The sequence below is a fragment of the Raoultibacter timonensis genome (assembly GCF_022845715.1).
In the GTDB taxonomy this organism is placed as follows: domain Bacteria; phylum Actinomycetota; class Coriobacteriia; order Coriobacteriales; family Eggerthellaceae; genus Raoultibacter; species Raoultibacter timonensis.
In genome coordinates this window covers 3,802,420-3,825,137 of sequence record NZ_AP025564.1, presented here as the reverse complement: position 1 = coordinate 3,825,137, position 22,718 = coordinate 3,802,420, and the positions used below count along the sequence as shown (strand labels likewise).

At 58.5% G+C, this 22,718-nt stretch carries 18 protein-coding genes; 14 read left to right on the top strand and 4 right to left on the bottom strand.

From position 1 onward, the window contains the following. Positions 1-78: 78 nt before the first annotated feature. Positions 79-1,539, top strand: coding sequence for a helix-turn-helix transcriptional regulator (locus tag MWL89_RS15490; RefSeq protein ID WP_244387251.1), 1,461 nt, complete (start codon positions 79-81; stop codon positions 1,537-1,539). Positions 1,540-1,544: 5 nt separating this feature from the next. Here the strand turns inward: MWL89_RS15490 and MWL89_RS15485 are convergent, their stop codons facing one another. Continuing rightward, positions 1,545-2,759 carry a molybdopterin molybdotransferase MoeA gene (locus MWL89_RS15485; RefSeq protein WP_244387248.1) on the bottom strand — a complete coding sequence of 405 codons (1,215 nt, stop codon included), beginning with the start codon at positions 2,757-2,759 and terminating at the stop codon, positions 1,545-1,547. Positions 2,760-3,100: 341 nt separating this feature from the next. On the opposite strand from MWL89_RS15485, the gene MWL89_RS15480 reads away from it, so the two are divergent. From MWL89_RS15480 to MWL89_RS15450, 7 genes are all read left to right on the top strand, one after another. After that, positions 3,101-4,141 carry a FecCD family ABC transporter permease gene (locus tag MWL89_RS15480; RefSeq protein ID WP_244387245.1) on the top strand — a complete coding sequence of 347 codons (1,041 nt, stop codon included), beginning with the start codon at positions 3,101-3,103 and terminating at the stop codon, positions 4,139-4,141. Then, positions 4,138-5,010 (top strand): ABC transporter ATP-binding protein, encoded by an 873-nt coding sequence (locus tag MWL89_RS15475; protein ID WP_102380437.1) that lies wholly within the window; start codon positions 4,138-4,140, stop codon positions 5,008-5,010. The genes MWL89_RS15480 and MWL89_RS15475 overlap by 4 nt, the downstream gene beginning before the upstream one ends. 79 nt (positions 5,011-5,089) lie before the next feature. After that, the gene (locus MWL89_RS15470; protein WP_244387243.1) at positions 5,090-6,211 is read left to right on the top strand and encodes an ABC transporter substrate-binding protein; all 1,122 of its coding nucleotides are present in this window, start codon (positions 5,090-5,092) and stop codon (positions 6,209-6,211) included. A gap of 70 nt (positions 6,212-6,281) precedes the next feature. Beyond that, positions 6,282-7,682, top strand: a complete 1,401-nt coding sequence (locus tag MWL89_RS15465) for a nitrogenase component 1 (protein ID WP_244387241.1) — start codon at positions 6,282-6,284, stop codon at positions 7,680-7,682. Next, on the top strand, positions 7,679-9,067 hold the full coding sequence (locus MWL89_RS15460) for a nitrogenase component 1 (RefSeq protein WP_244387240.1): 1,389 nt from the start codon (positions 7,679-7,681) through the stop codon (positions 9,065-9,067). The genes MWL89_RS15465 and MWL89_RS15460 overlap by 4 nt, the downstream gene beginning before the upstream one ends. 66 nt (positions 9,068-9,133) lie before the next feature. Next, positions 9,134-9,988, top strand: a complete 855-nt coding sequence (nifH, locus tag MWL89_RS15455; RefSeq protein ID WP_102380210.1) for a nitrogenase iron protein — start codon at positions 9,134-9,136, stop codon at positions 9,986-9,988. Between the two features lie 82 nt (positions 9,989-10,070). Next, positions 10,071-10,754 (top strand): peptidylprolyl isomerase, encoded by a 684-nt coding sequence (locus MWL89_RS15450; protein WP_102380209.1) that lies wholly within the window; start codon positions 10,071-10,073, stop codon positions 10,752-10,754. 115 nt (positions 10,755-10,869) lie between these two features. Here MWL89_RS15450 and MWL89_RS15445 read toward each other — a convergent pair whose 3' ends face one another. Next, positions 10,870-12,423 carry a helix-turn-helix transcriptional regulator gene (locus MWL89_RS15445; RefSeq protein WP_244387234.1) on the bottom strand — a complete coding sequence of 518 codons (1,554 nt, stop codon included), beginning with the start codon at positions 12,421-12,423 and terminating at the stop codon, positions 10,870-10,872. Between the two features lie 350 nt (positions 12,424-12,773). Between MWL89_RS15445 and MWL89_RS15440 the strand changes: the two genes are divergently transcribed. Both MWL89_RS15440 and MWL89_RS15435 read left to right on the top strand, forming a co-directional pair. Continuing rightward, on the top strand, positions 12,774-14,444 hold the full coding sequence (locus MWL89_RS15440) for an FAD-binding protein (RefSeq protein WP_244387231.1): 1,671 nt from the start codon (positions 12,774-12,776) through the stop codon (positions 14,442-14,444). A 107-nt stretch (positions 14,445-14,551) separates the two neighbouring features. Continuing rightward, a complete protein-coding gene (locus tag MWL89_RS15435; RefSeq protein ID WP_102380206.1) occupies positions 14,552-15,217 on the top strand; it encodes a cytochrome c3 family protein in 666 nt (221 codons plus the stop codon). Positions 15,218-15,463: 246 nt separating this feature from the next. On the opposite strand, the gene MWL89_RS15430 is transcribed toward MWL89_RS15435, so the two are convergent. Continuing rightward, positions 15,464-17,299, bottom strand: a complete 1,836-nt coding sequence (locus MWL89_RS15430) for a diguanylate cyclase domain-containing protein (RefSeq protein WP_244387229.1) — start codon at positions 17,297-17,299, stop codon at positions 15,464-15,466. A gap of 231 nt (positions 17,300-17,530) precedes the next feature. Here MWL89_RS15430 and folE point away from each other — a divergent pair, with 231 nt between their 5' ends. Next, positions 17,531-18,106, top strand: a complete 576-nt coding sequence (gene folE / locus MWL89_RS15425) for a GTP cyclohydrolase I FolE (protein WP_102380205.1) — start codon at positions 17,531-17,533, stop codon at positions 18,104-18,106. Between the two features lie 103 nt (positions 18,107-18,209). Beyond that, entirely contained in the window at positions 18,210-18,479 is a 270-nt protein-coding gene (locus tag MWL89_RS15420) for an ACT domain-containing protein (RefSeq protein ID WP_102380204.1), read from the top strand. 61 nt (positions 18,480-18,540) lie between these two features. On the opposite strand, the gene MWL89_RS15415 is transcribed toward MWL89_RS15420, so the two are convergent. Continuing rightward, positions 18,541-20,010 (bottom strand): helix-turn-helix transcriptional regulator, encoded by a 1,470-nt coding sequence (locus MWL89_RS15415; RefSeq protein ID WP_244387227.1) that lies wholly within the window; start codon positions 20,008-20,010, stop codon positions 18,541-18,543. Between the two features lie 229 nt (positions 20,011-20,239). On the opposite strand from MWL89_RS15415, the gene MWL89_RS15410 reads away from it, so the two are divergent. Continuing rightward, complete coding sequence (locus tag MWL89_RS15410) at positions 20,240-22,036, top strand: FAD-dependent oxidoreductase (protein WP_102380202.1); 1,797 nt, start codon at positions 20,240-20,242, stop codon at positions 22,034-22,036. Positions 22,037-22,124: 88 nt separating this feature from the next. Next, entirely contained in the window at positions 22,125-22,595 is a 471-nt protein-coding gene (locus MWL89_RS15405) for a hypothetical protein (protein WP_146040704.1), read from the top strand. Positions 22,596-22,718: the final 123 nt, after the last annotated feature.

Here is a 22,718-nt window from a genome sequence, read left to right as displayed (position 1 = left end):
GTTGCAGGCGTTTACCTTAGAACAGCTGTGCTAGAATTGCGGGCAGACCGTGGCGGGCTATTATGCCGGGAGGGTTCAATGGGAGGGAAAACGAGTGCCTTCGTGAAAGGCAGCTTGCTACTCGATATATGCTCTTGTCTGCTGCTCTCGCTTTTCTGGGTATGGAACTGGGTTGCTTTTCAAAGTCCGACAAGCCTGCCGCTTGTGTTTGACGAGGGCTCGGTGACGATACCTTCGAGGGCGGTCTCCCTTCTGGCGTTTGCTCTCACCGGCTTCGGTTTGTTCGCTTGGCATAGGTTCAGGCCCGTGCGGCGGAGCGGCACGATATCGCGCATACTCGTGTATGCCGTTCCAGTTGCTGCTGCATGCGGAATGCTTGGGTTCGATATAATCGACGGTTTGTTCGATGGCGAATATACGAGCATCAATTTTCTATTTGCCGATGTTTGCATGGGGGTCGGGGGCGCGCTTCTTTACATGGAATTCGGCCTTTTCTTCAGTACCTTGGGGGCCAAGCGGTATAGGTTCGTTGTTATTTGCTGCATCGTTTCCGTTGTTGTATCGGTTCCCGTCTCAATGTCGCTTTTTGGGCGTGGAGTGCTCCGACAGGTGCTGACGGCGTTGATTTTGATCGGATCTGCACCGGCGCTGGCTGCGCTCTACAAGCGCTATCCTCTTTATCGAGCGACGGTTGGCGAAGTATCACGCATACCCGTTAAGTTCGTCGTGACGCTTCTGCTTGTTGGGGCTTCATATGGGCTCATGCAGGGTTTTTTTGCTGAATGGAATGCGGTCAGGATGATGAACCCCCTTTCAGCAACGGGCTTTGTGGTTGCGGCGGTTATCATGGCGTGTGCAGTGTTCTTATTCAAATTCGATTTCAACAGGCTTGTGTATCAGCTGGGTTTTCCGATTTTCGCATGCGGTTTTCTCATTACAGCGCTTGGAGAAATGCCAGGCCACATTGAGCCCTTTTTCGGCGTTTTGCTTTCGGTTGCGGGATATCGGTTCATCGAAATAACCATGTGGGTACTTTGCCTGTACCTCGCTGCCAATATGAAAGGACCCCTGAGGTGGTTTTTTGCGCTTTTGGGAGGAGCGCTGGCTTTCAGCGAAGCCGTCGGTCTTATGGTGTTCGAGCTGTCACCTGTCGGCTTCGCCTCGATGGAGTTCACGCTTGTCGCCTCGGTTTTGCTGGTAAGCGCTCTGTACCTTGTGACGGGTAAAGTTTCCTACGAGGACTGGGGTATTGTCAAACCAGGTTCATGGCAGCAAAATGACGAGGTTGCTCAGGCGTGCGATCTGCTGGCTGTGGAGTATTTCCTTACTGCTCGGGAGAAGGACGTATTCCTGCTTTTGGCTCAGGGGCGTAATCGGAAAGCTATCTCGGAAAAACTTGTGCTGTCTGAAAACACCATCAAGACGCACGCTTCCAATATCTACAGCAAGCTTGGCGTTCACAACCAGCAGGAGCTCATCGACGCAGTCGAAGCGCGCGAAGGTGCGAACGCCAAGCCAAGCATAGGTGGCGAAATCTAACCGTGCTACGCTTCCTCGATGAACTCCTCGCCGCGCAAAAGCTCCACCTCGAGCAGGTCGCCTTCCTGCCATCCCGCTTCGCCGATGGGCGAGATGCGCTGGGCGTTCGACACCATGCATTCGGCAAGCTCGCCTGCTTTGAAGTTGTGGAAACGGACTTCGTAGCCGTCCTCGGTGCGGAAGAGATCGCAGCGCCCGATGTTCGCCATTTTGGGTACGCTGCCCGAGGTGGCCGAAGCTTTTGCGGTGACCGTCGGACGCAATCGCCGGGGGATGCCGAGGATGCGCGCGGTGATGGCCTGCAGGCACCATTCGCATCCGTAGTAGGCGGCGAGCGTGGGTCCGGGCAGATCGACCACCGGCTTTCCGTCGGCAACCGCCATCATAAGCGGACGTCCGGGGACGGCGGCGATGTAATGGTGCACGACGGTGCCGCGCTTTTCGATCATGCGCACGTTGAAATCCTCTTCGCCGATTGCGGAGCCCCCGTTGATGACCACGGCGTCGGCAACGGCGAGCGCCTCCTCGAAAGCGCGCTCGAGTTCGGCGGGATCGTCGTGGACGATGGGGAACACGATCGGTTCGGCTCCGAACTCGATGAGCATATGCTTGACCATGAGACTGTTCGTGTCGACGTTCTGGCCACGGCGCGGTTTGGTACCTGCGGCGACGAGTTCGCTGCCTGTGGGGATGAACGCGATGCGCGGCTTGCGGCGAACGGGCACCATGGTGGCGCCGCCCATGGCGAGTGCGGCGAGATCGGTCGGGCGAATGACGGCTCCGGCGCTGAGAAGCGGAGTTCCCGCTTTGAGCGTTGATCCTGCTGGGCGCACACCCGAGCCGGGCTCGACTTCCACGTCGTCATCGAGGATGACGGATTCGTCGGGTTGAATGGCGGCTTTCTCGATCATGATGACGGCGTCGAATTCATCGGGGAAATCGTCGCCGGTATCGGCGCGCACGTAGTCGATACCGCGCTTCCAGGCGCTCGTATCGGGCAATCCGTCCTTGAACGCCGCTGACTTTACCGCGATGCCGTCGAACGACGAAGCCCGTACGACGGGTAGCGTGTTGGTTGAAACCATGTCGCGAGCAAGCACCCGCCCAATCGATTCGTCGAGCGTGACCAGCTCCGTTGCCCCTTGCGGCTCCCATGCCTCGAAGAAATCGGCAAGCGCCTCTTCCCGCGACGGAAACCCGTCCATGATCTTCTCTCCCACAATTCCTCCTATCGTCATGCGCATCGGCAACTCGATGACATCAAGCAAGGATACTCCAAATTTGAGAATAATTCATCTTGAAATATTATACTCATCACGATATATTATCCTAATCGAAAGATAGATTTGAGGAACCGCAGGAACCTGTCCTTTCGGTACAGGGCGCGAAGTGCAAGGCTCGAGTTCACGTTGGACGCCGCGCTGCGCAGGTTTGCATCATGCTCAGCGCGAATCGGTGCGGGATGTGCTCTGTTCGGCACAAGGTGCTGCTGCGGTTCGTTGAAGGCAGGTTCGCGCAAGACGGGAATGCCGCAACCGGTCGGGAGATGAGTTTGGGGATTGTGAAGAAACATTCGGGGGGAAGGGGCGGATTTAAGGGCGCTCCGATTATCGCCATTCTGACGATAATCCTTGTTGCCGCCGTGCTCGTATCGTTTACGCTCGGCCGCTACGACATGACCGTGCTCGACGTGCTTAAGGTCGCCGCCAATCAGCTGTTCGGGATGGAGACGTTTTCCGAATCGACGCATATTACCGTTGTTACGCAGGTTCGCTTCCCCCGCGTTATAGCCGCGCTCGTTATCGGCGCCACGCTGGCGGCTGCCGGCGCCAGCTATCAGGGGCTCTTCAAAAACCCGATGGTGTCGCCCGATCTGCTGGGCGCGTCGGCGGGCGCCGGTTTCGGTGCTTCGTTCGCGCTCTTGATGGGCGGCAACATGTACGTGGTGCAACTCTCCGCGTTCGTGTGCGGTATCGTGGCGGTGCTGCTCACCTACTTCGTAAGCACGGCGGTGAGCAAGGGCGATTCGATGACGCTCACCCTTGTGCTCACCGGCATGGTCGTAACGGCGCTGTTCCAGGCATTCATTACGATGACCAAGTACGTTGCCGATCCCGACGACAAGCTTCCTTCGATCACCTACTGGCTCATGGGCGGCCTCTCTTCGACGAGAATTGAGGATTTGCCCATGCTCTTGGCCCCCGTTATCGTCGGCATCGTTCCCATGCTCTTGTTCCGCAACCAGCTCAATGCGCTTTCCTTCGGCGACGAGGAAGCGCGTGCGCTCGGCGTGAACACGAAGTTCATCCGGGCGCTGTTCATCTTCTGCGCAACGCTCGTCACCGCTGCTTCGGTCGCAGCGGCCGGCATGGTGGGCTGGGTCGGTCTCGTGATCCCGCATCTTGCGCGCATGATCGTCGGGCCCAACCACAAAGTGCTGCTTCCCGCGTCGCTTCTGCTCGGCGCTCTGTACGTGCTCGTCATCGACGATCTGTGCCGCTGCCTGTTCGCCATCGAGCTGCCTTTAAGCGTGCTCACGGCGATCATCGGCGCACCGTTCTTCATCTATCTGCTCACGCGGGGAAAGAAGACATGGACATGAGAGAATTCGCACTCGAAAACGTAACCTGCGGGTACAAGGATGTGACCGTGCTTTCGGACGTGTCCTTCTCCATCGGGCCCGGCGAGGCGCTGTGCCTGCTCGGACCGAACGGAGTGGGCAAGACCACGCTCTTTCGCAGCATGCTCGGGTTCTTGAAGCCGTTCGGCGGCAGGATCACGCTCGACGGCGACGACATAGCAACCTGGTCGTCGCGTACGCTTGCGAAAAGAATAGGCTACGTGCCGCAGAACCATACGCCGCCGTTCGCCTACCCGGTGCTCGATGTGGTCACGATGGGCAGGCTTTCGCGCATCAGCCCGATCGCTTCGCCCTCGAAGCGCGATACCGAAAAGGCAGCCGAATGCCTCGAGCGCTTGGGGATCAGCCACTTGGCCGATAAGCTCTACACCCAGATCAGCGGCGGCGAGCGCCAGATGGTGCTCATCGCGCGCTCACTCGCTCAGGAACCCGAGGTTCTCGTGATGGACGAGCCGACCGCAAGCCTCGACTACGGCAACCAGGTCAAGGTGCTCCGCCAGATATCGCATTTGGTGAAAGAAGGCATCTCGGTCATCATGACCACCCATTTTCCCGATCACGCGTTTCTGTGCGCCACCAAGGTGGGCCTCATCACGCGCGATTGGGTGCGCTTCGGAACACCCGATGAGGTGGTTACCGAGGATTCGCTCAGGGAAACCTACGGTGTGGACGTGCGCATCGTCAAAGAGCACACGTGCACATGCGGAACGCTCAAGGGATGCGTGCCCATCGTCGAATTCGCCGCAGGCGATACGTCGGGGGAGCGTGCGCGGCTCGAGCACGAGAAGGGCACCCCACGGCAGCGGAGTCATGTTGCCGTGTGTGCATAAAGCCGAAGACGGCCCTCGTGCAACAGCGTAGGGTCATGCATCGGAAGCACTACCTACAGGGAGAGATGAAAGGATTTCTATGAAACGCAAGATAGTAGCGCTCATCATGGCGTGCATGCTGGCGCTTCCTCTGGTTGCGGGTTGTTCGAGCAACAACGAGCAGCAGCCTGCGGAAAACAAAGAGGAGCAACAGCAGCAGGCGGAGCCGCAAGCCACCGAACGTGAGATCACCGACATGGCGGGCCGTACGGTAACCATTCCGACCGAAGTGAACTCGGTGTATTGCGCCGTGCCGACCGGCGAGGCCATGGTGGCCACGCTTTCGCCCGACAAGATCATCGGCTGGGTGAACGAGCCGACCGCAGCGGCCATGGAGTACCTGCCCGAAGAGCTTGCTTCGATGCCCGTCATCGGCGGCTGGATGGGTCAGCAGGTAACGGCCAACATGGAAGATATCATCACGCTCGATCCCGACGTCATCATCTATGTGGGCACCGACGGAACTCTCGGCAACGACGATGTTCCCGATCAGATCCAGAAGGAAACAGGCATTCCGGTCGTCTGCGCGTCGAGTGCCCTCGAGCGTACCGCCGAGGTCTACCGCACGCTCGGCGATTGGATCGGCGAAGCGGAGCGCGGCGAAGAGCTCGCGACCTACTACGAGACCAAGCTTGCCGATGTGGTGAAGAAGATCGACGCCATTCCCGATTCCGAGCGTCCGAGGGTGTACTACGCCGAGAACTCCGATGGCCTTGCCACCGACCCGACCGGATCGTCGCACACCGAAGTGCTCGACTACTGCAAGGTTACCAATGTTGCCGACGTCGAAATGAAGTCGGGCCAGGGCCGTACCGAGGTTTCGATCGAGCAGGTTATCTCGTGGAATCCCGAGCTCATTTTATGCCATTCGGGTTTCGTGCTTGCCGATGACATCATGGAGAACCCGCAGTGGGCCGACATCCAGGCCGTGAAAGACGGCGAAGTGTACACCACGCCCGCCGTGCCCTTCAACTGGTTCGACCGTCCGCCGAACGTCATGCGCCTCATGGGCATCCAGTGGTTCGCAACCGTGTGCTATCCCGATATCGACATCGACATCGAACAGGAAGTGAAGGATTTCTACAAGCTTTTCTACCGTGTCGACCTGTCCGATACCCAGGTAACCTCGCTGCTCAACCAAGATCAGCTGAGCTTCGAGTAACCGCTGGGGATCGATGGAATCCAAACCATTGCAGCAAACCGATGAGCCGCCCTGCCCGACAAGGCGGCTCATGGCCATTCCGGGTGTCTTCTACGGAGGAGGCTGCTCGTACATGGCATGCCGCGGGCTCATGATGAGCGGTATCGAGGACGTGCTGCTGATAACCCACGGCCCGGTGGGATGCGCATACTTTTCGGGCATCAACGGCTATCGAGGCGCGGATGGGGCCGAGCGCCCCGCGCATATCGCGCGGACCTTCTCGACGCATATGGATGAAACCGATGTGATCTTCGGCGGCGAGGAAAAGCTCGCTCGCGCCATCGACGAAGCGGTCGAGCGCTATGCACCCGAGGCCATCGCCATCTGCGCGACGTGTCCGGTCGGGCTCATCGGCGACGATATCGAGCAGGTCGCACGCGATGCGGCCGAGCGAAACGGCGTCGATATCCTGCCGCTTTCGTGCGAGGGATTCAAAAGCGAGCCGGGGTGGCTGCACGGAGGCAAGCAGATCCTCGACAATTGGGTTGGGCGCGAAAGCCGCAGGACGGGCGAGTTCCCCATCCATTTCATGAGCGAAGCGTGCGGAGACGATCGTGCGCGGGAGATGAAAGACATCTTCGGGCGTGTCGGCTACGACGTGGTGTGCTCGCTCATGGGCATCACCACCTACCGTGATATCGTGCGAAGCCATGAAGCGAAGCTCGTCGTGCTCGATTCGGGCAAGGCGATCGACGAGGTGCCGCTCATGTACCGAGAGCGGTATGGTTCGGGGTTCATGCGCGTCAACCTGACCGGTATCGGCAACATCGCTGCATCGCTTCGTGCGATGGCGGCGTTTTTCGAAGACGAGGGCTTAGCCGAGCGAACCGAGCAGGTTATCCGCGAGGAGTGCGCGCGCATCGAACCGGTGCGTGCGCGGTGCCGCGCCGATTTCGATGGCATGAGGGTCGCTGCGTTCGAGGACATCTTCCGCAGCAACGATTTTGCGGTGCTCTCGAGCGAGCTCGGCATGGATGTCATCATGGTCGCTCAGGATTACGAGGCCGAGGTGTATACCGAAGAGGGCTTCACCGTGCATGTGCCGTGTTCGTTGGCGGACGAGCTCGGCAAGTCCGAGTTTCGCGCGTTCGGGTTCGACGATGCCCAAACGGTAACGCGACTGCCCGGATGCCCCGAGATCGACTATCCGAAGCGGGCCTTCGCCTGGCTGCGCGTAAAGCTCGATCGCGCACAGGTGAGCACGCTCATTGCGCTGCTCGCCCCCGATCTGTGCTTTGCTGGAATCGGGGAGCGGTTCGGCTACGCGAGCGCCACCATGCGCTCGGAGAAGTTCCTTTCGGATGAGCGGGGGACCGACTACATGGGGTTCGACGGCTTCGAGCGGTATGCGAGGGATTTGGCGCAGGCGCGCGATCTGTCGCATTGGGTGTTGGATCAGCCGTCGTGGATGAGGGGATGGGAAGCACGATGACGGGAAACGCTAGCCAACCACGCTCGCTCTGCATCGATCCGCTCAACCCGTGCGCGCCCATCGGGGCCATGTACGCCGCTTTCGGGGTGCATGGCGGATTGCCGCTTTCCCACGGTGCATCGGGGTGCTGCCGTTTCCAGCGCATGGAGCTGGCGAAGCACTTTCAGAAAACCGTGCACGTGCCCTCGACGCTTTTACGCGATCGAGCGGCGATGTTCGGGGGCGAACTCGAGGTTGTCGAGGCGGTGGAAAACGTGTTTCGCCTGTACGATCCCGAGGTGCTCGTGATAAGCACCACGTGTTTGTCCGAGACGATCGGCGACGATATGGGCGGCATCGCAGACAGGCTCGAGGTGCCAAAGAACAAATCGGTCGTGTGGGTTTCGACGCCGGGGTACGCCGGCTCTCAGCTTGCAGGCTACGGTGCAACCGTTGCGGCGCTCATCCGCCAGCTCGGCGGCAGCGCGTCGTCGGTTGCTGCGACATCCTCCGCACCGGCTGCTGCGTCTGCGCGCCGCCTGTGCCTGCTTCCCGGGTGGCTCAACCCGTGCGACGTCGATGTTGCCGTGGGGTATGCCGAAGCGTTTTTCGACGAGGTGACGGTGCTTCCCGATGCGCGGGGCGTGTTCGATTGCAAGACGCCCGACGACCCGTCGTGCTATGCGCCCGGCGGTACGCCGCGCACGGAGATCGAACGGGTTTCGCAGTGCTCGTGCGGGTTGGCGCTCGGCTACGAGGCAACGGCGGAAAGCGCTTGCGCGCTGCGCGAGGTTGCGCCCGCCACCACCGTGGCCGAACTGCCGCTTCCCTTGGGCATAACGGCGACCGATCGCATGATCGCAGCGCTCGTTGATCTGTCTGGACGAGAGGCGCCCAGCTGGATCGTGCGCGAGCGGAAGCAGGTCATCGATTGCTTGATGCAGGTGGCCGATCAGCTCTACGGCAAGCGCATCCTCGTGTGCTGCGATGCCGATCAAGCTGCGGCAGCGGCTTCGTTCGCTGTCGATGCGGGTATGGTGCCGAGCTGCATTGCGGTTGGCGATACGACGGCTGGTTTCGAGGATCGGTTGCGAAGCGAGGTGGCCCTGCCGAAGGATTGCGCGGTGCTTACGGGCGTCGATCGCCAAACGGTCGAAGAGCACGTTGCTTCGAATCCCGTTGATCTGGTGCTCGGCGATACGCGCAACAAGCGGCTGGCTGCGCGCGAGGGCGTTGCGCTTGTGAGGATCGGATTTCCCGTAGTGGATCGGCCTCTTTCCTATACGGAGCCGATTGCGGGGTATCGCGGCGCGCTTGCGCTTTTACGGCGCATCGCCTGTGCGCTTGTCGACGCGGGGGAGCGCGGCATGGCACCCGAGGATCTCTCGATCTCACGGTATTTTTAAGCAAGGCGTATGCGCCGGATGCTCAGCATAACCGGCGCACGGTAGGACGAAAGGCAAGGATGCGCAATGGGAGAACAACTGCTTCGACAGATCGCTTTCTATGGCAAGGGAGGCATCGGTAAATCGACCACCAGCCAGAACATCGCCGCGGCGCTCGGCGAAGCGGGACTAAAGATGCTCGTGGTGGGATGTGATCCCAAGGCCGATTGCACCTCGCTTTTGACCGGCGAGCTCTTCCAGGAAACCGTGCTCGAGAAAGTGCGATCGCAATCGCGCAACGCGGCCCCCAATGCGCCCGTCGAGGGCATCGTCCATACGGGGTTCGCCGATATCGCCTGTGTTGAATCGGGCGGACCCGAGCCGGGCGTGGGGTGCGCGGGACGCGGTATCATCTGCGCCATCGAGCTCATCGAACGGCAGGGCATCATCCACGACGGGCTCGACTACGTGTTCTACGACGTGCTCGGCGACGTGGTATGCGGCGGGTTCGCCATGCCGATTCGCGAAGGCAAGGCGCAGGAGATATACCTGGTAACGAGCGGTGAGATGATGGCGCTTTACGCGGCGAACAACATCGCGACGGGCATCCTCAAGTTCGCCTCTTCGGGACGCGCCCGCTTGGGCGGCGTCATCTGCAACTGCCGAAACGTGGCAGGCGAGGTGGAGCTCGTGCAGACGTTTGCCGAGGAGCTGGGCACGTCGGTTGTCGGCGTGATCCCGCGCGACAACATCGTTCAGCAAAGCGAACTCAACAAGCAAACGGTTATTCAGTATGCTCCGACAAGCGAACAGGCCGATGCCTACCGCGCGCTCGCGCATGCGATCGAGGTCAACGAGCGGTTCAGCGTACCCACGCCGCTTTCGCGCGAACGCCTGCGCGAGCTCGCGTTGAGCATTGCCGAGCGGGCGGCGGGCAAATAGGATTATCGATCCGATGTGCGCCGCGGCATGTGGCGGTAAGGTTCCCTGGCAAGGAAAACCGTGTGTTTGAGGGAGGACCGTCATGGCACAGATCATCAAGCCGCTCTATACGCCGCGCTACGTTCCGTCGGGCGAGGAGATGGCCGTTATCGATACGAACAAGGGCACCATCCGCGTGCAGCTCAAGGGAAGCGACGCGCCCGCTACCGTAGGCAACTTCGTCGAGCTCGCCTGCAAGGGATTCTACGATGGGCTGAACTTCCACGGTCGCAAAGAGGGCGATGTGGTGGTGGGCGGATGTCCGATCACCCGTGCGCTTCGCCCGCAGCAGGTTCGCATGGCAGTGCGCGAGCAACTGCGCGGCATTCATCCGGGTGTGGGAGATCCCGGCTATGTAATCAAGGATGAATGGGAGCTCAACCCCCGCAACCGTCACGTTGAGGGTGCGCTTTCGCTCACCCATAAGGCGAAACCCGACAGCGGCAGCTGCCAGTTTTTCTTCTCGCTTGCCGACCATCCCGAATACGACGACAAATTCACCGTGTTCGGAAACGTCGTCGAGGGGCTCGACGTGGTGCATGCTTTGAGGATCGGCGACGAGATCAGAAGCGTTACGATCGAGGGAGCCCACGAACTGCCCGATGACGGTCTGATTCCCGAGACCGTTACCGTGCAGGGCGACGAGGGCGAAGAGGCGGTGCCGAACCCCGATTACCTCGCCATGCGGGCGCTCGGCGAGCTTCTGGGCAAAAAGGCTGCCATCTAGCTGCCGCGCAGAGCGCAGCAGCCCCCGTTCGCAGCGGGCGCTCTCGAAAGCGCTCTCGAGGTAGTGCCGGCCGGTCGATGCGCGCTGTTCGGCGCAGTCGGCCGGCCGTTTCGTTTTACTCTGCCGCCCGCTCCTGCAAGGCGATTTCGGGCTCCCACTCCTCCACGTAGTCGATGAGCTCCTGTTGCTTGTGGATGCCCGTTTTCTGGTAGATCTTCTCGATGTGGGTGCGGGCGGTGTTCTTCGCGATATGCAGATCGCGTGCCACGATCGAAAGGGTTCTGCCGCGCGCGAGAAACGTGAGCACTTCTTCCTCGCGCGGCGTAAGCCCGCATTCTTCGGCGATGCCGTTGCACTTCGCCTCGAGGGTGATGGCCGGCATCGTTTCGTCTTCGGCTTCTTCTTTGGGTGCTTCCGATTTCTTGCTGGGTTTCTTGATAGAGAGAATGGAGGCAACTGCGCTTTCGGGCAACACCATGAACGCGACGACGGCAAGGCAGAGGACCGAAATGAGGGCGACAGTTCCGATCGTTACGTCCCCGGCGTTTACGAGCGGGGTCAGCACGGCGCTGAGCACGTATCCTGCGGCCATGCCTATAAAGGTAAACGTCACGCCGATGCCGAACACGTAGGGTGCGGCGTTGCGGCCTATCCTGCGGGCGATTTCGCCGAACAGCACCCATGAGAGGATGTCGAACAGCTCGTAGCCGACGCTCACGGCCAAGACGGAGAAATAGGTGCGTTGTTCGAAGAGCAGAGCCATCGCTATCAAGCCGGCGATCATGATGGGCACCGAGAGCCGGTAGGCGAACGATACGTTCATGCGGTCTTTGAGCAGAAACGAGATGGCGAGGAATATGGCGCCCACGATTACAAGGCTGAACGCGCCGCTGCCGCCGACCATGGCGAACGGGTCGTCGCCGCTTATGGGAAAGGCGTCGAATATCCGAACGAGGAACGAGAACACCATGATCGACAGCATGAGCTTCGCGGAGTCTTTGCCGAGCCTCATGCGGTCGCGCAGCACGCCGTGCTCGTCGGGGCTGATGATCGAATCGGCCACGTCGTCTTCTACCATGCCTTCGGGCAGCCCCGTTTTCCATTCGATCTTGCATCGCTTGCATTCGAGTACGAGCAGCAGGAGCGAGAGGATCGGGATGACGACGAAGGTGAGTTGGTTATCGGTTGAGGACATGGCGAGCACGATGCCCGTGACGATGGCGGCAGCCGGCGCGCAGGCGAGCGAGAAGAACAGGTTTTGAGCGGCGAAGCGCTCGCCCCAGATAACCTGGAGCAAACCGGCTCCCGCACCGCCGATGATGAGCCCAAGTAAAAGCAGAGTCGACGAATCGAGCCACGCTGCGGCCGGTATGCAGACGGCGGAACCCAATATGAGCCCTGTCATAACATCGGTCAGACGCTCGTGCATGCGCGGCAGGCTGCCGACGAACCGCGTCATGGCCATGGCGGTCAGCGATGCCGAAGCCGCGCCCGCCAGCAAGAACACCCAATCGGTCCGCGGGCCGAAGCTCGCAACCGATGCCGAAAGGCACGATACGATCCATGCGCGGCAGAGGCCGAACCCCACGATCACCATAACGTAATCAACGAGGTCTCCCTTGATGCCGAGCAGTTTGGCGCCCGCGCTTTGCTCCCCTTGTGATCCCATGCTCTCCCCTGAAAACAAACGTAGTAAGTGCAAGCCTATCGACGTCTGGCACGGTAATCCCAACGATTACCAGATCAGTTTACTATACCTACCTCGATGGCTTGGGCATGATACTACCTTCATCGGCGAAAATAATCACTCGGATTATCGATCCGATTGACGGGTAAAACCCCAGTTCAAAAATCAAAAAATAAAATAATGGAAAATCACATCCATTATACGGTGCTTCTTTTCGGCGCCCTTCCTACAATGACCCCCGCTGTCGGGCAGATTGTCCAACAAGGAGGAGGACGCCGTCGCGAGGGAGTGACGATCACTAGTGGTCTGCCCGTCTTATCCAAGGAGGAACTATGAGCGAAGGATTGTCTCGTCGTAATTTCCTGAAGGGTGCCGCTGTCGCCGGTGCTGCCATCGCCGGATCCGCCGCATTGGCGGGCTGCGCGTCGGGCGCTTCGGGATCTGCGGCGCCGTCGGGTGATTGGCTGCCGAGTTCGTGGGACTACGAGACCGATGTCGTCGTCGTCGGATACGGCGGAGCGGGCATGTGGTCTTCTCTCGTCGCCGCCGACGAAGGCGGCTCGGAAGTCATCATTCTCGAGAAGGCTCCGGTTGAGGGCGGCGGGAACAGTCGCATCAACAACGGCGAGTGGACGGTCATCAAAGACGAGAAGGTATTCCGCGATTACTGCGTTGCGTTCGGCCACGGCCTCATCGAAGAGGATATGATCGACGCCTACATCGCCGAAGCGGTTCGCCATACCGAATACGCCGACAAGTACGGCATGACCTACGAGGTCGCCGAGCAGGCGCTTGCGGGGACCATCCCCGAGTACTGGTTCCTCGATGACGGCAAGTACGCCGGGTGCATCGGCGTTTCGAGCGTCGACGGCTTCGGCATGACTACGTTCCACGAGCTCGAGGCAACGCGCGCCGATCTCGGTCTGCCGATTCAGATCCTGTTCGGCTGCACCGAAGAGCATCTGATCCAGAACCCCGAGAACAAGGAAATCGTCGGCGTGAAGTTCCTCGAGAACGGCACCGAGAAGACGGTTAAGGCTCGCAAGGGCGTCTGCATGTGCACGGGCGGCTTCGAGTTCAACGAAGAACTCAAGAACACCTACCTGAGCATCTACCCCTTCAAGTTCGAAGGCTGGGAGTGGAACACCGGCGACGGCATCCGCATGGTCGAAGAAGTGGGCGCCAAGCTCTGGCACATGAACATGGTCATCTCCACGACCGCCATGTGGACCCGCGATCCCGACTACGATTTCGCGATCTTTGCCGGCCCGCAGTCCGATGCGTTTTTCACGGTGAACCGTCTGGGCAAGCGCTACCAGAACGAATCGAAGACCGGCGGCACCGCGCACAACGGCTGGCATACGCTCATGTCGTTCAACGATGCCATCGACGATTACGACCGCATCCCCTCGTGGCAGATCTTCGACCAGAAGGGCATCGACGGCGGCCCGATGGGCAGCCAACAGGGCGGTTGGTTCGAGTGCGGAAACTACACCACCGACCTTCCCGACGAGCTGCGCGCGTGGGACGGCTGGTCCGACGACAACCAGGTCGAGATCGATCGCAAGTGGGTGCTCAAGGGCGATACGCTTGAGGACCTCGTCAAGGCCATCCAGGAATACGACCACTGGATGGATCTCGACAACCTGAAGGCCACGTTCGAAGAGTACCAGGCCTTCTGCGACGCCGGCAAAGACGCCCGCTTCGATCGCGAGCTCACCGTCGAGGACAACAAGCTCACCGAAGAAGGACCCTACTACGCCATCTCGATCTACCCCGGTTCCTGCTCGACGCTTGGCGGCCCGAAGAAGAACGCGAACGCCCAGGTGCTCGATCCTGCCGGCAACGTGATTCCGCGCCTCTACGCCGCGGGCAGCTTCGGCAACTTCCAGGCTCACAGCTACGGTATCACGGGCGGCAACAACTCCGAGAACATGGTATGGGGCCGCATCGGCGGACGCCACTGCGCCGGCCTCGAGCCGTGGGACGCTGCCTCCAAGTAAGGCGTTGTACGAACGGACCGTTGCATTACCAGGTTTAACGGCCAAGCGATGAGCGAAGGTTCGGCCGGTCGTCAGATCGGCCGAACTTCAAGCATGATAGGAAAGCAATGACGAACGCAACAACGAAAACCACCAACAAGGCGCTCGCGGCAATGGCCGTTACGGTCATGGTGCTGGCGCTGACCGTTGTTCTCGGGCTGGTTGTGGGATGCTCTCCGCAGGAAAGCAAGCCGAGCTCTTCGGACGAGCCGACCCAAAAAGAGGATCCGATGGCAACCCAGGCAGTGGATTGGACGATGGACATCGATTGCCAAACCTGCCATACGACCGAGTCCGGGAGCATGGCCGATGCGGGCATCCCGCAGGCATCCGAGCATGCCGATCTGCAGTGCGTGCAATGCCATACCGAAGAGACCGTGCTGAAGACCGCGCACGAAGGTGTGACCTACGCGGACAAGCCCGCTTCGAAACCGACGGTCATTACCGTCGACGCCGAGACGTGCCAGAGCTCCGATTGCCATGGAACGATGGAGGAGATGGCGGTGATCACCGCCGACAACCAGGATTTCAAGGACGAAAAGGGCAAGGTTCAGAACCCGCACGACTATCCGAGCAACGAACAGCACGATACGATGAACCCGACGTGCACCGATTGCCACAACATCCATTCCAAGGATCTCCAGAAGGATGCGATGATGTGGTGCGCTCAGTGCCATCACAAGGGCGTGTTCCAGTGCGGAACGTGCCATGAGCTGCGCGAGCGTGCAGTATAGCGGTTAACCGCAAAGCAAAGGCTTGATAGCTGCTATTCGAGCCCGAAACAAGAACTACCCCTCGCGAGAGACCCGGCAAGCCCTCCCTTCTGCCGGGTCTCTCTATTTGGGCGAACGAATCGGCATTGTTTTATGTCGGGTTGTTCGCCCTGGCTTCTGCTTTGGCAGGATATAGGGGTTTGCGCGATAGGTATATCGCCTGGCTGCATCGTCCTTGAACTACCGTCGCCGAAAGCAGGTTTGACGCTATTCGGCGGTTTGCCGGGTCCGATGCTTTTCGGTGTACATTGCTTGATCCGCGCGATGTACGAGATCGTTCAACGTGAATGGAGCCTCGCTCCAGCAGCAGCCGACAGCAGCGGTTGCCGTGATCTTGCGATCCTCTGCGAGCGCGTCCATGTGGCTCTTCCATCGCTCGACGAGCTTGGGCAGCTCGTCCTCTTCGCCGTTGCATGCCACGACAAGGAACTCGTCGCCGCCGTAGCGGTAGCCGTGAATGCGATCGTCGGTTATCGACAGGATGCTGTCAGCTACGATCCGCAGCAGCGTATCGCCCTGATCGTGTCCTTGCGTGTCGTTTACGGTCTTGAGGTGGTTCACGTCGAAGAACAAAACCCCGCAGGAGGAGAGCACCTGATACTTGCTCGCTTTCATGCGTGCGAGCTTTGTTCGATTGAACAGCCCGGTCAACTCATCGTGTTCGGCCATTTCGCGCTCTTCGGTCGCCAGCTGCTCGGTCAAGTCAGTATAGTAGCCGCTGAGCAGCAGATTGTCATCTCGATCGTCGGTAACGCGATAAAACGCTTGCATGGGAACGTAACTGCCGTCGCCACGGATGAGGCGAAGGCGCAGCGTTATCGTTTCACGGGTGGTGATCAGCCTTTCCAATGCCGCCTTTGCCATTGCGTTATCGTCGGGATGGACGCCTGTGAAACCGTCGGTGCTGTAGAATTCGACGCACTCGTCGTGGCTCATACCGCTCATGCGGCAGAACTCCTCGTTGATGAAAATCGGCACCGTTCTACCGTCGGGGCTGACCCTCTGCTGGACGAATCCTCCGGGCATGTCGTTCATGATGTCCTGTAGGACGCGGTTGTCGTGGAGTATCTGAGCCTCGCTATCGCGTCGCTGGAGTATGGCTGTTATGTAATCTCCGAGACTTGCAAGGTGATTGACGTGCGTGATGTTTCGTGCAGGGTTGTCAACGCCCATGAAACCGATGAGCTTCGTACCGGTTAAGAGCGGAACGAGAATAATGCCGTGTATACCCTGATCGGTGATGATGTTGCTTTCGTTGAGGCCACTCGTTGCTATCCTGTGCACATTGTCAAGGCTGATGGTTCCACCCGCTCCTAAAACGTTCAGGGCGTACTCCTGAAGAGAATACGGCACGTGTTGCAAACCGTCCTTTACCGAGGGCACGCCTTGTGCGCAGGATTCGTAGGTGTTGTTTGACTCCTGATGCGCGTCATCGAGTTCGAAGATGTACGCTCGATCGCCATCGAAGTACTCGCGTGTTTTTTCAAGCGTCTGGTGAATCGCATCGTCTGAGTCGGTGGTGCCTACCAGCAGGTAGCGGGAGGTTTCGTTGAGGAACCGAAGCTGCTCGTTTGTTTCCTGCACCTGCGCTTCTGCTCTGCGCTGGTCGGCAAGGGCGACGCTCGGAACATCGCCGGCTGGCGCGCAGGAGCTAGCGCGGCGCAGGGCGTTCTGTATGCGGGTGCGTGCAAGCCGAGGGCTGGTGGTTTTGGCGATAACGTCCTCGGCCCCCTGATCGAGGGCTGCGCATTGTGCTTCTTCGCTGCCCGTCGATTCGAGTGCGAGGATCGGAAGCCGGGCAAGGCTCTCGGTGCTTCGCAGGTTTTCAAGGAGCTTGGGGCACTCTGGCGCCGAGAAGTCGCAGAAAATCGCGGCAACCGGTTCGTTGCGCACAATTTCAAGTGCGATATCGACATCTGGTGCATACTCCGTGCAGTAGTCGGGTTCGAGCATATCGCGCATGGCTTCGTAGTCAGTCGGCGGGCAGCATGTGAACAGCAGTACCGCTCTCGGACTTTCTTCGACCGCGTTTACGCCGATCATATCTACCCTCTTCTTGCTGTGGCTCGGATAATGTTGATCCAATTATACATAGTTAGGGCCTTCGGATACCCTTGGGACAGCAAGTAACGCACGCTGCGCGATACCGGCTATCCCTGCGCATACGGTTGGGCGTGGAGTTGTTCCCCACGGGTGTATGCTGGTGTACTGCCGGTGCGTGGTATGATGCTCGGGTGCAATGGGAGCGACGGAAAGGAATCGAGCGAGTCGATTATGGATGCAGCGAAGATAGAACAGGGAGTGCGGCTGATACTCGAGGGAATCGGGGAGGATCCCGATCGCGAGGGATTGCAGAAGACGCCGGAACGCGTGGCGAAGATGTACGAAGAGGTGTTCGCGGGCATGACGGAGGATCCCTCCGAGCATTTTGAAACGCTGTTCGACGAGCATCATGAGGAAATGGTGCTGGTGCGCGACATACCCTTCTACTCCATGTGCGAGCATCATCTCGTGCCCTTTTTCGGCCTCGCCCATGTTGCTTACATTCCCGCGGCGAACGGTCGTATCTGCGGGTTGTCGAAGCTCGCTCGCTTGGTCGATGCATTCGCGAAGCGCCCTCAGGTTCAAGAGCGCCTGACGTCGCAGATAGCCGACACTCTGGTCGAGGAGTTGAACCCGCAAGGAGTGATCGTGGTGCTCGAGGCCGAGCACATGTGCATGAGCATGCGCGGCGTGAAGAAGCCCGGTGCTCGCACGACCACAAGCGCCGTTCGCGGCGTGTTCGAGCGCAGTCAGGCAACGCGCAACGAGGCGCTCTCGCTCATCTTTGCGCCGCACCGCTCGATGTAGGCGCCTTTGCGTTTGGTGTGCGCCGCAAAGAGCGCGCCGTGTCGTATGCCGTTTTGCGGTATAGTGAATCGGAATTCTGCAGCATCACGGAAAGGGTTTTGGTATGAAGTGCGTCGTATCGGTTTTGGGCAAGGACAGAAGCGGCATCGTTGCCGCGGTTTCGAACGTGCTCGCGCAGTGCGGGGCAAACATCGACGACATCAGCCAGACGATCCTCGACGACATCTTCTCGATGACCATGCTCGTGACGCTCGATACCGAGGTTGCCGACTTCAACACGGTGCAGGAGCGCCTCGAGGCGGTCGGCGAAGACCTTGGCGTGCAGGTGATCACGCAGCGCGAGGACGTCTTCCAGTTCATGTACAAGGTGTAGGCCTAGCCTTCATTTTTCTGATAGTTTGCTAGGGCGGTTTGGCGTGCTTGCAGAAATCGGCCTATTTCCGATTAGCCGTGCTTAACCGTTTCTCTTCGGTTCCGATTGCATCCTGGAGCTCTCGCTTGTTGTGGACGTCAAGTTTGGCATACGTGCGCTTAACGTGTGTTTTGACGGTGTCTTTGGACAAGAAGAGATCGTCGGCGATGCTTGCAATGCTTCTTCCACGCGAATACCTGCCGATAATATCCTGCTCTCGTGCGGTCACACCATATTTTTCACAGAGCGATGCAAGCGCCCTATCGGTTTGGTTTTCGGAGACGGATCCGACCGTACCGGTTGAATCATTCGCAGCCGCTTTCTCGGCTCTCTCTGTTCTTTTGAGCAGGGGGTAGAACTCGGCAACCGTGGCGACAACGAATATGAGCATAAAAACAAACGAGAACGCCATAAAGGAAAACTTATCGAGGGCGAGGTTCTCGAAGAAGAAGAGACCGATCACGTTTCCGATTGCAAGCATGACTAAGGCGATACCTTGGTAGGCCCCCAAGCCGATTGCTCGATCGACGTTCGTTTTTCCGAACGAGCGGCACGAAACATAGAGCATCGATTGGAAGGTGACAAGCCAAATACTCGAAAAACTCCGAATGAGATCAGTAGCCTCGTTCCAAAAAAATGCAGTGAGAATGAGCACTCCCAGAAAAGCAGCGAGGGTTCCAATCGAAAAGGAACGTATAGAAACCTTTCCATCGGTAACGGCCATCACTGCAAGGAAGACGGCAAGCGCGAATATGCACCAAGAGCCAATCTGGGGACTCAGGAGCCAGAGGGATCCTTCGATATTCGCTCCGATCCTGAACCAAACTCCTATCAGGATGAGGAACAGCGCTATCGCTCCAAGAAAAAAGAACGATGGGGAGCTTTCGGAATGCTGTCGAAACCACGCTTTCGATCTTGCGATGAAGTTGTCTGCTCCAACGTGCGTTGACGGTGTCATGCGCGACAAGAAGCCCTTTTGCCGCATCGGGAAGTAGATGATGAGCGGAACAGCAATTCCTGTAAGTGCGTTTACTACCGGCTGGGCATCTGCGGCGACGATAAGCATGCCGTAGGCATACGAGATGATGAAACCGATAGGCACGATGCAGTAGATCGATTTATGCGAAGAGAAGGAGTACAGGCAATATGCCGAGCAGACGATAAGAAATCCCGAGTAAAGGCTATAGGAGATGCTTGCCGCAAGGGGCAACATGACGCCTTGCGATACGATGCCGGTCGTTTTTACCGTGATTGCAAAAACCTGAAGCACGAGCATTGCAATGAAAAGGGGGAGCGGAACCCTTTTCATTTTGTTCAGCACCAGAGCAAAGAGAATGCAGGAAATCCCTCGAGCCAAAACTTCGACAAATGCGGTTAACCGCAGATCGAGCAAAGCATTTGAGAAGCCGACGTAGCTTGTGCCCCAGTACAAACCGAATGCGATGCAGCATGCGATCAGGATAGCGGTGTTCGCTCGTTTTGAAACCGCCATGTCTCCCCCCTGGCTTTGACGTTCGTTCACCGAGGTTGAATTGTACCGCATCTTTGGTTTCAGAAAATATCTATTGCCGTTTTGATGGCATATACCCTTTTTCGGGTGACGAAAAAAACCTCGTGAAACGCGAATGACGAAATACGGGGGACGCATCGATCCTGCTGCGTTTCTATCCTTCACGGTACGTGCAAAAGCATGAACGCAGTATACGTTTCAGGAGGAAAACATGGGAGAAGTAACACGTCGTAACTTCCTTAAGGGAGCATTAGCGGTGGGTGCAGTGGGTATTGCGGGTACGGCGCTTACAGGCTGTTCGAACGCAGAGGCATCTGCGTCGAGCGATATGCCGAAAAGCTGGGACAAAGAAGTCGACGTTCTGATCGTCGGGGCCGGCAGTGGGCTGGCTGCCGGAGTCAAGGCCGCCGAAGCGGGCGCAGACGTGCTGATTGTGGAGAAGTCGGATCATCCGGGCGGCTTCTGGATGGCTTCTGGCGGTGGCTGCACTATGGGCGGTAACAACATCGTTCAGCAACGTGCTGGCGAGACCGATGATAACGAGACGTGGTTTGAGGACGAAATGTTCTCTTGCAGCTATCGTGGCGATGCCGACATCATGCGCACGCTTGTCGAGCGCGGCGCTGAAACCGTCCAGTGGATGGAGGATTTGGGTCTGAAATGGGGGGATCTGTCTCAGGGGTTCCTCCGCGGGAAGACCAAGCGCGGTTTATGGCCGGTCGAGAATCCCGGTGTGTACGTTGGCGGTTGGGGCACGGGTAAAAATGCAGGTATTTGCTGGACGCAGGTTTGGGAGAACCGCTTGAACGAGCTCGGAGTCCCCATTCTCCTTGAGCACAGGATGACGAAGCTTTACCGAGAGGTCGATGGTCCCGTCGTGGGAGCTGAAATCGAAACGAAAGACGGGATCACCAACATCAAAGCGAAAAAAGGCGTTGTTGTGGCTACCGGCTCTTGGACCGACAACGATCACATGGTGAAAATGTACGACCCTCGGGCAGCAGGGGAGTTCTGCTATGGCGATGGCGGCATTCCGGCTGACGGCACCATGTTCAACGAAGAAACCGGCGACGGCCAAATTGCCATTGATGCTATCGGCGGTATTCTTACCGACATGTCCTATGTTTCCTATCTCTGGATTTGGTTCGGTCAAAAATCATTTTGGAGCTGGGGAGAGGAGCCGCTTGACTGGCGCGACAACAAAGGCTGGGAGCGCGGAAAAACTTTGGGAACGGATGCTTTTTTCGAAAACGGCATTGTGGTGCAAAGCGAAGGAAAGCGCTACTTCAATGAGAACCTCGCTAAAAGCGGGGCATGCTTTGCCGGTGGGAGCGAAGAGGGTGCTGAAGCTGCCGTGTTCGATCCCGATGCTGCCGTTGCGGCTATGGAAGCGCTTGCAGGTAAGGGCGATCATTGCGAAAATCCCGAAATATCCGAGTTTACAACGAAGTACCTTGAGCTTCCTCAGCCTCGCAATGTTTGGGCAATTGCGGATGCGTCGATGGCTGAGGCCATCAAATGGCCCATCGAGGAGATGGCGAATCCCAATCCACGCACCGGTTCTCTGCTCGATCCCGATTGCGTTGCCATAGCGGACACTTTGGACGAATTGGCCGAAAAGACGGGTCTGCCGGCCGATGAGCTGAAGAAGACAATCGAAACGTACAATGGGTACGTCGAATCGGGTGTTGACGAGGAGTTCGGTCGAAAGCTGCTACCCGCTAAGATTGAAACAGGTCCGTTCTATGCCGCTCGCGCAAGCCTCATTCGCCATACGGGGCGTAACGGCGCACGGGTGAACAGCAAATCGCAGGTTATCGATGGTACCGCACGGCTGGACTCCAAGGTTGTTTCGTGCAACGACGAGCCCGTTATTCCCCACCTCTACGCCTGCGGCGAATGCGGGAACTCTCTCGGTTATCGCCGTACGCACAACAGCCTCGGTCATTATGCTACGGCTGCCATGATCGCCGGGGAAAACGTTGCCCAGGAGGAGCCTCTGCAATAGCGGATTGGATTATTGGTCTCGGCGGGCGAGTGCCGATGCTTGTTCCTGCTCGCTTTCCCGATTTGTATTATGAATATCGAGGTTGAAAATGAAGAGAAAACTAACCATTGTTCTTGTAGCCTGCGTTCTTGCGTGCGGCGTTATGGGAGGATGCACGCCTTCTGATGCTGATAAGGGTGACGGTGCGGGCCAAGCTGAGAGCGCAGGACAGGCGAACGCAGCGGCTCCTGAAAAGAAGGTAGAGGCAAAAGAAGTTGTTACCGACGAGTGCATCTCGTGCCATTCCCTGGATGAGGTATCCGCTGCGTCGGCTGACTACGTAGCCGAATCGGGAGAAGTGGCAAACCCCCATCGGACCGTCGATGAGGATGCGCCCAATCCGCATGAGGCGACCGGCAACGAAAAAGTCATTGATTGCGGAAAGTGCCATACGGCGCACGAGAGCGATACTCCCTCAGCCGATGACGTGAAGCTTCCTGAAAACGTGAACTATTGCTATACGAAATGCCATCATCAAAGAACATTCGAAGATTGTTCCGATTGCCACAACGACAAGTAGTATCGTACTGAACGCATGGAGCGAGTCGATGGCCGCGTCTGCCGGGCGTCGACTCGCTCACCTTGAAAGCATCGTGGGGCGATCGACGCTGCGTTGACGTGGGCAGAAGGAGGCATACGGAGC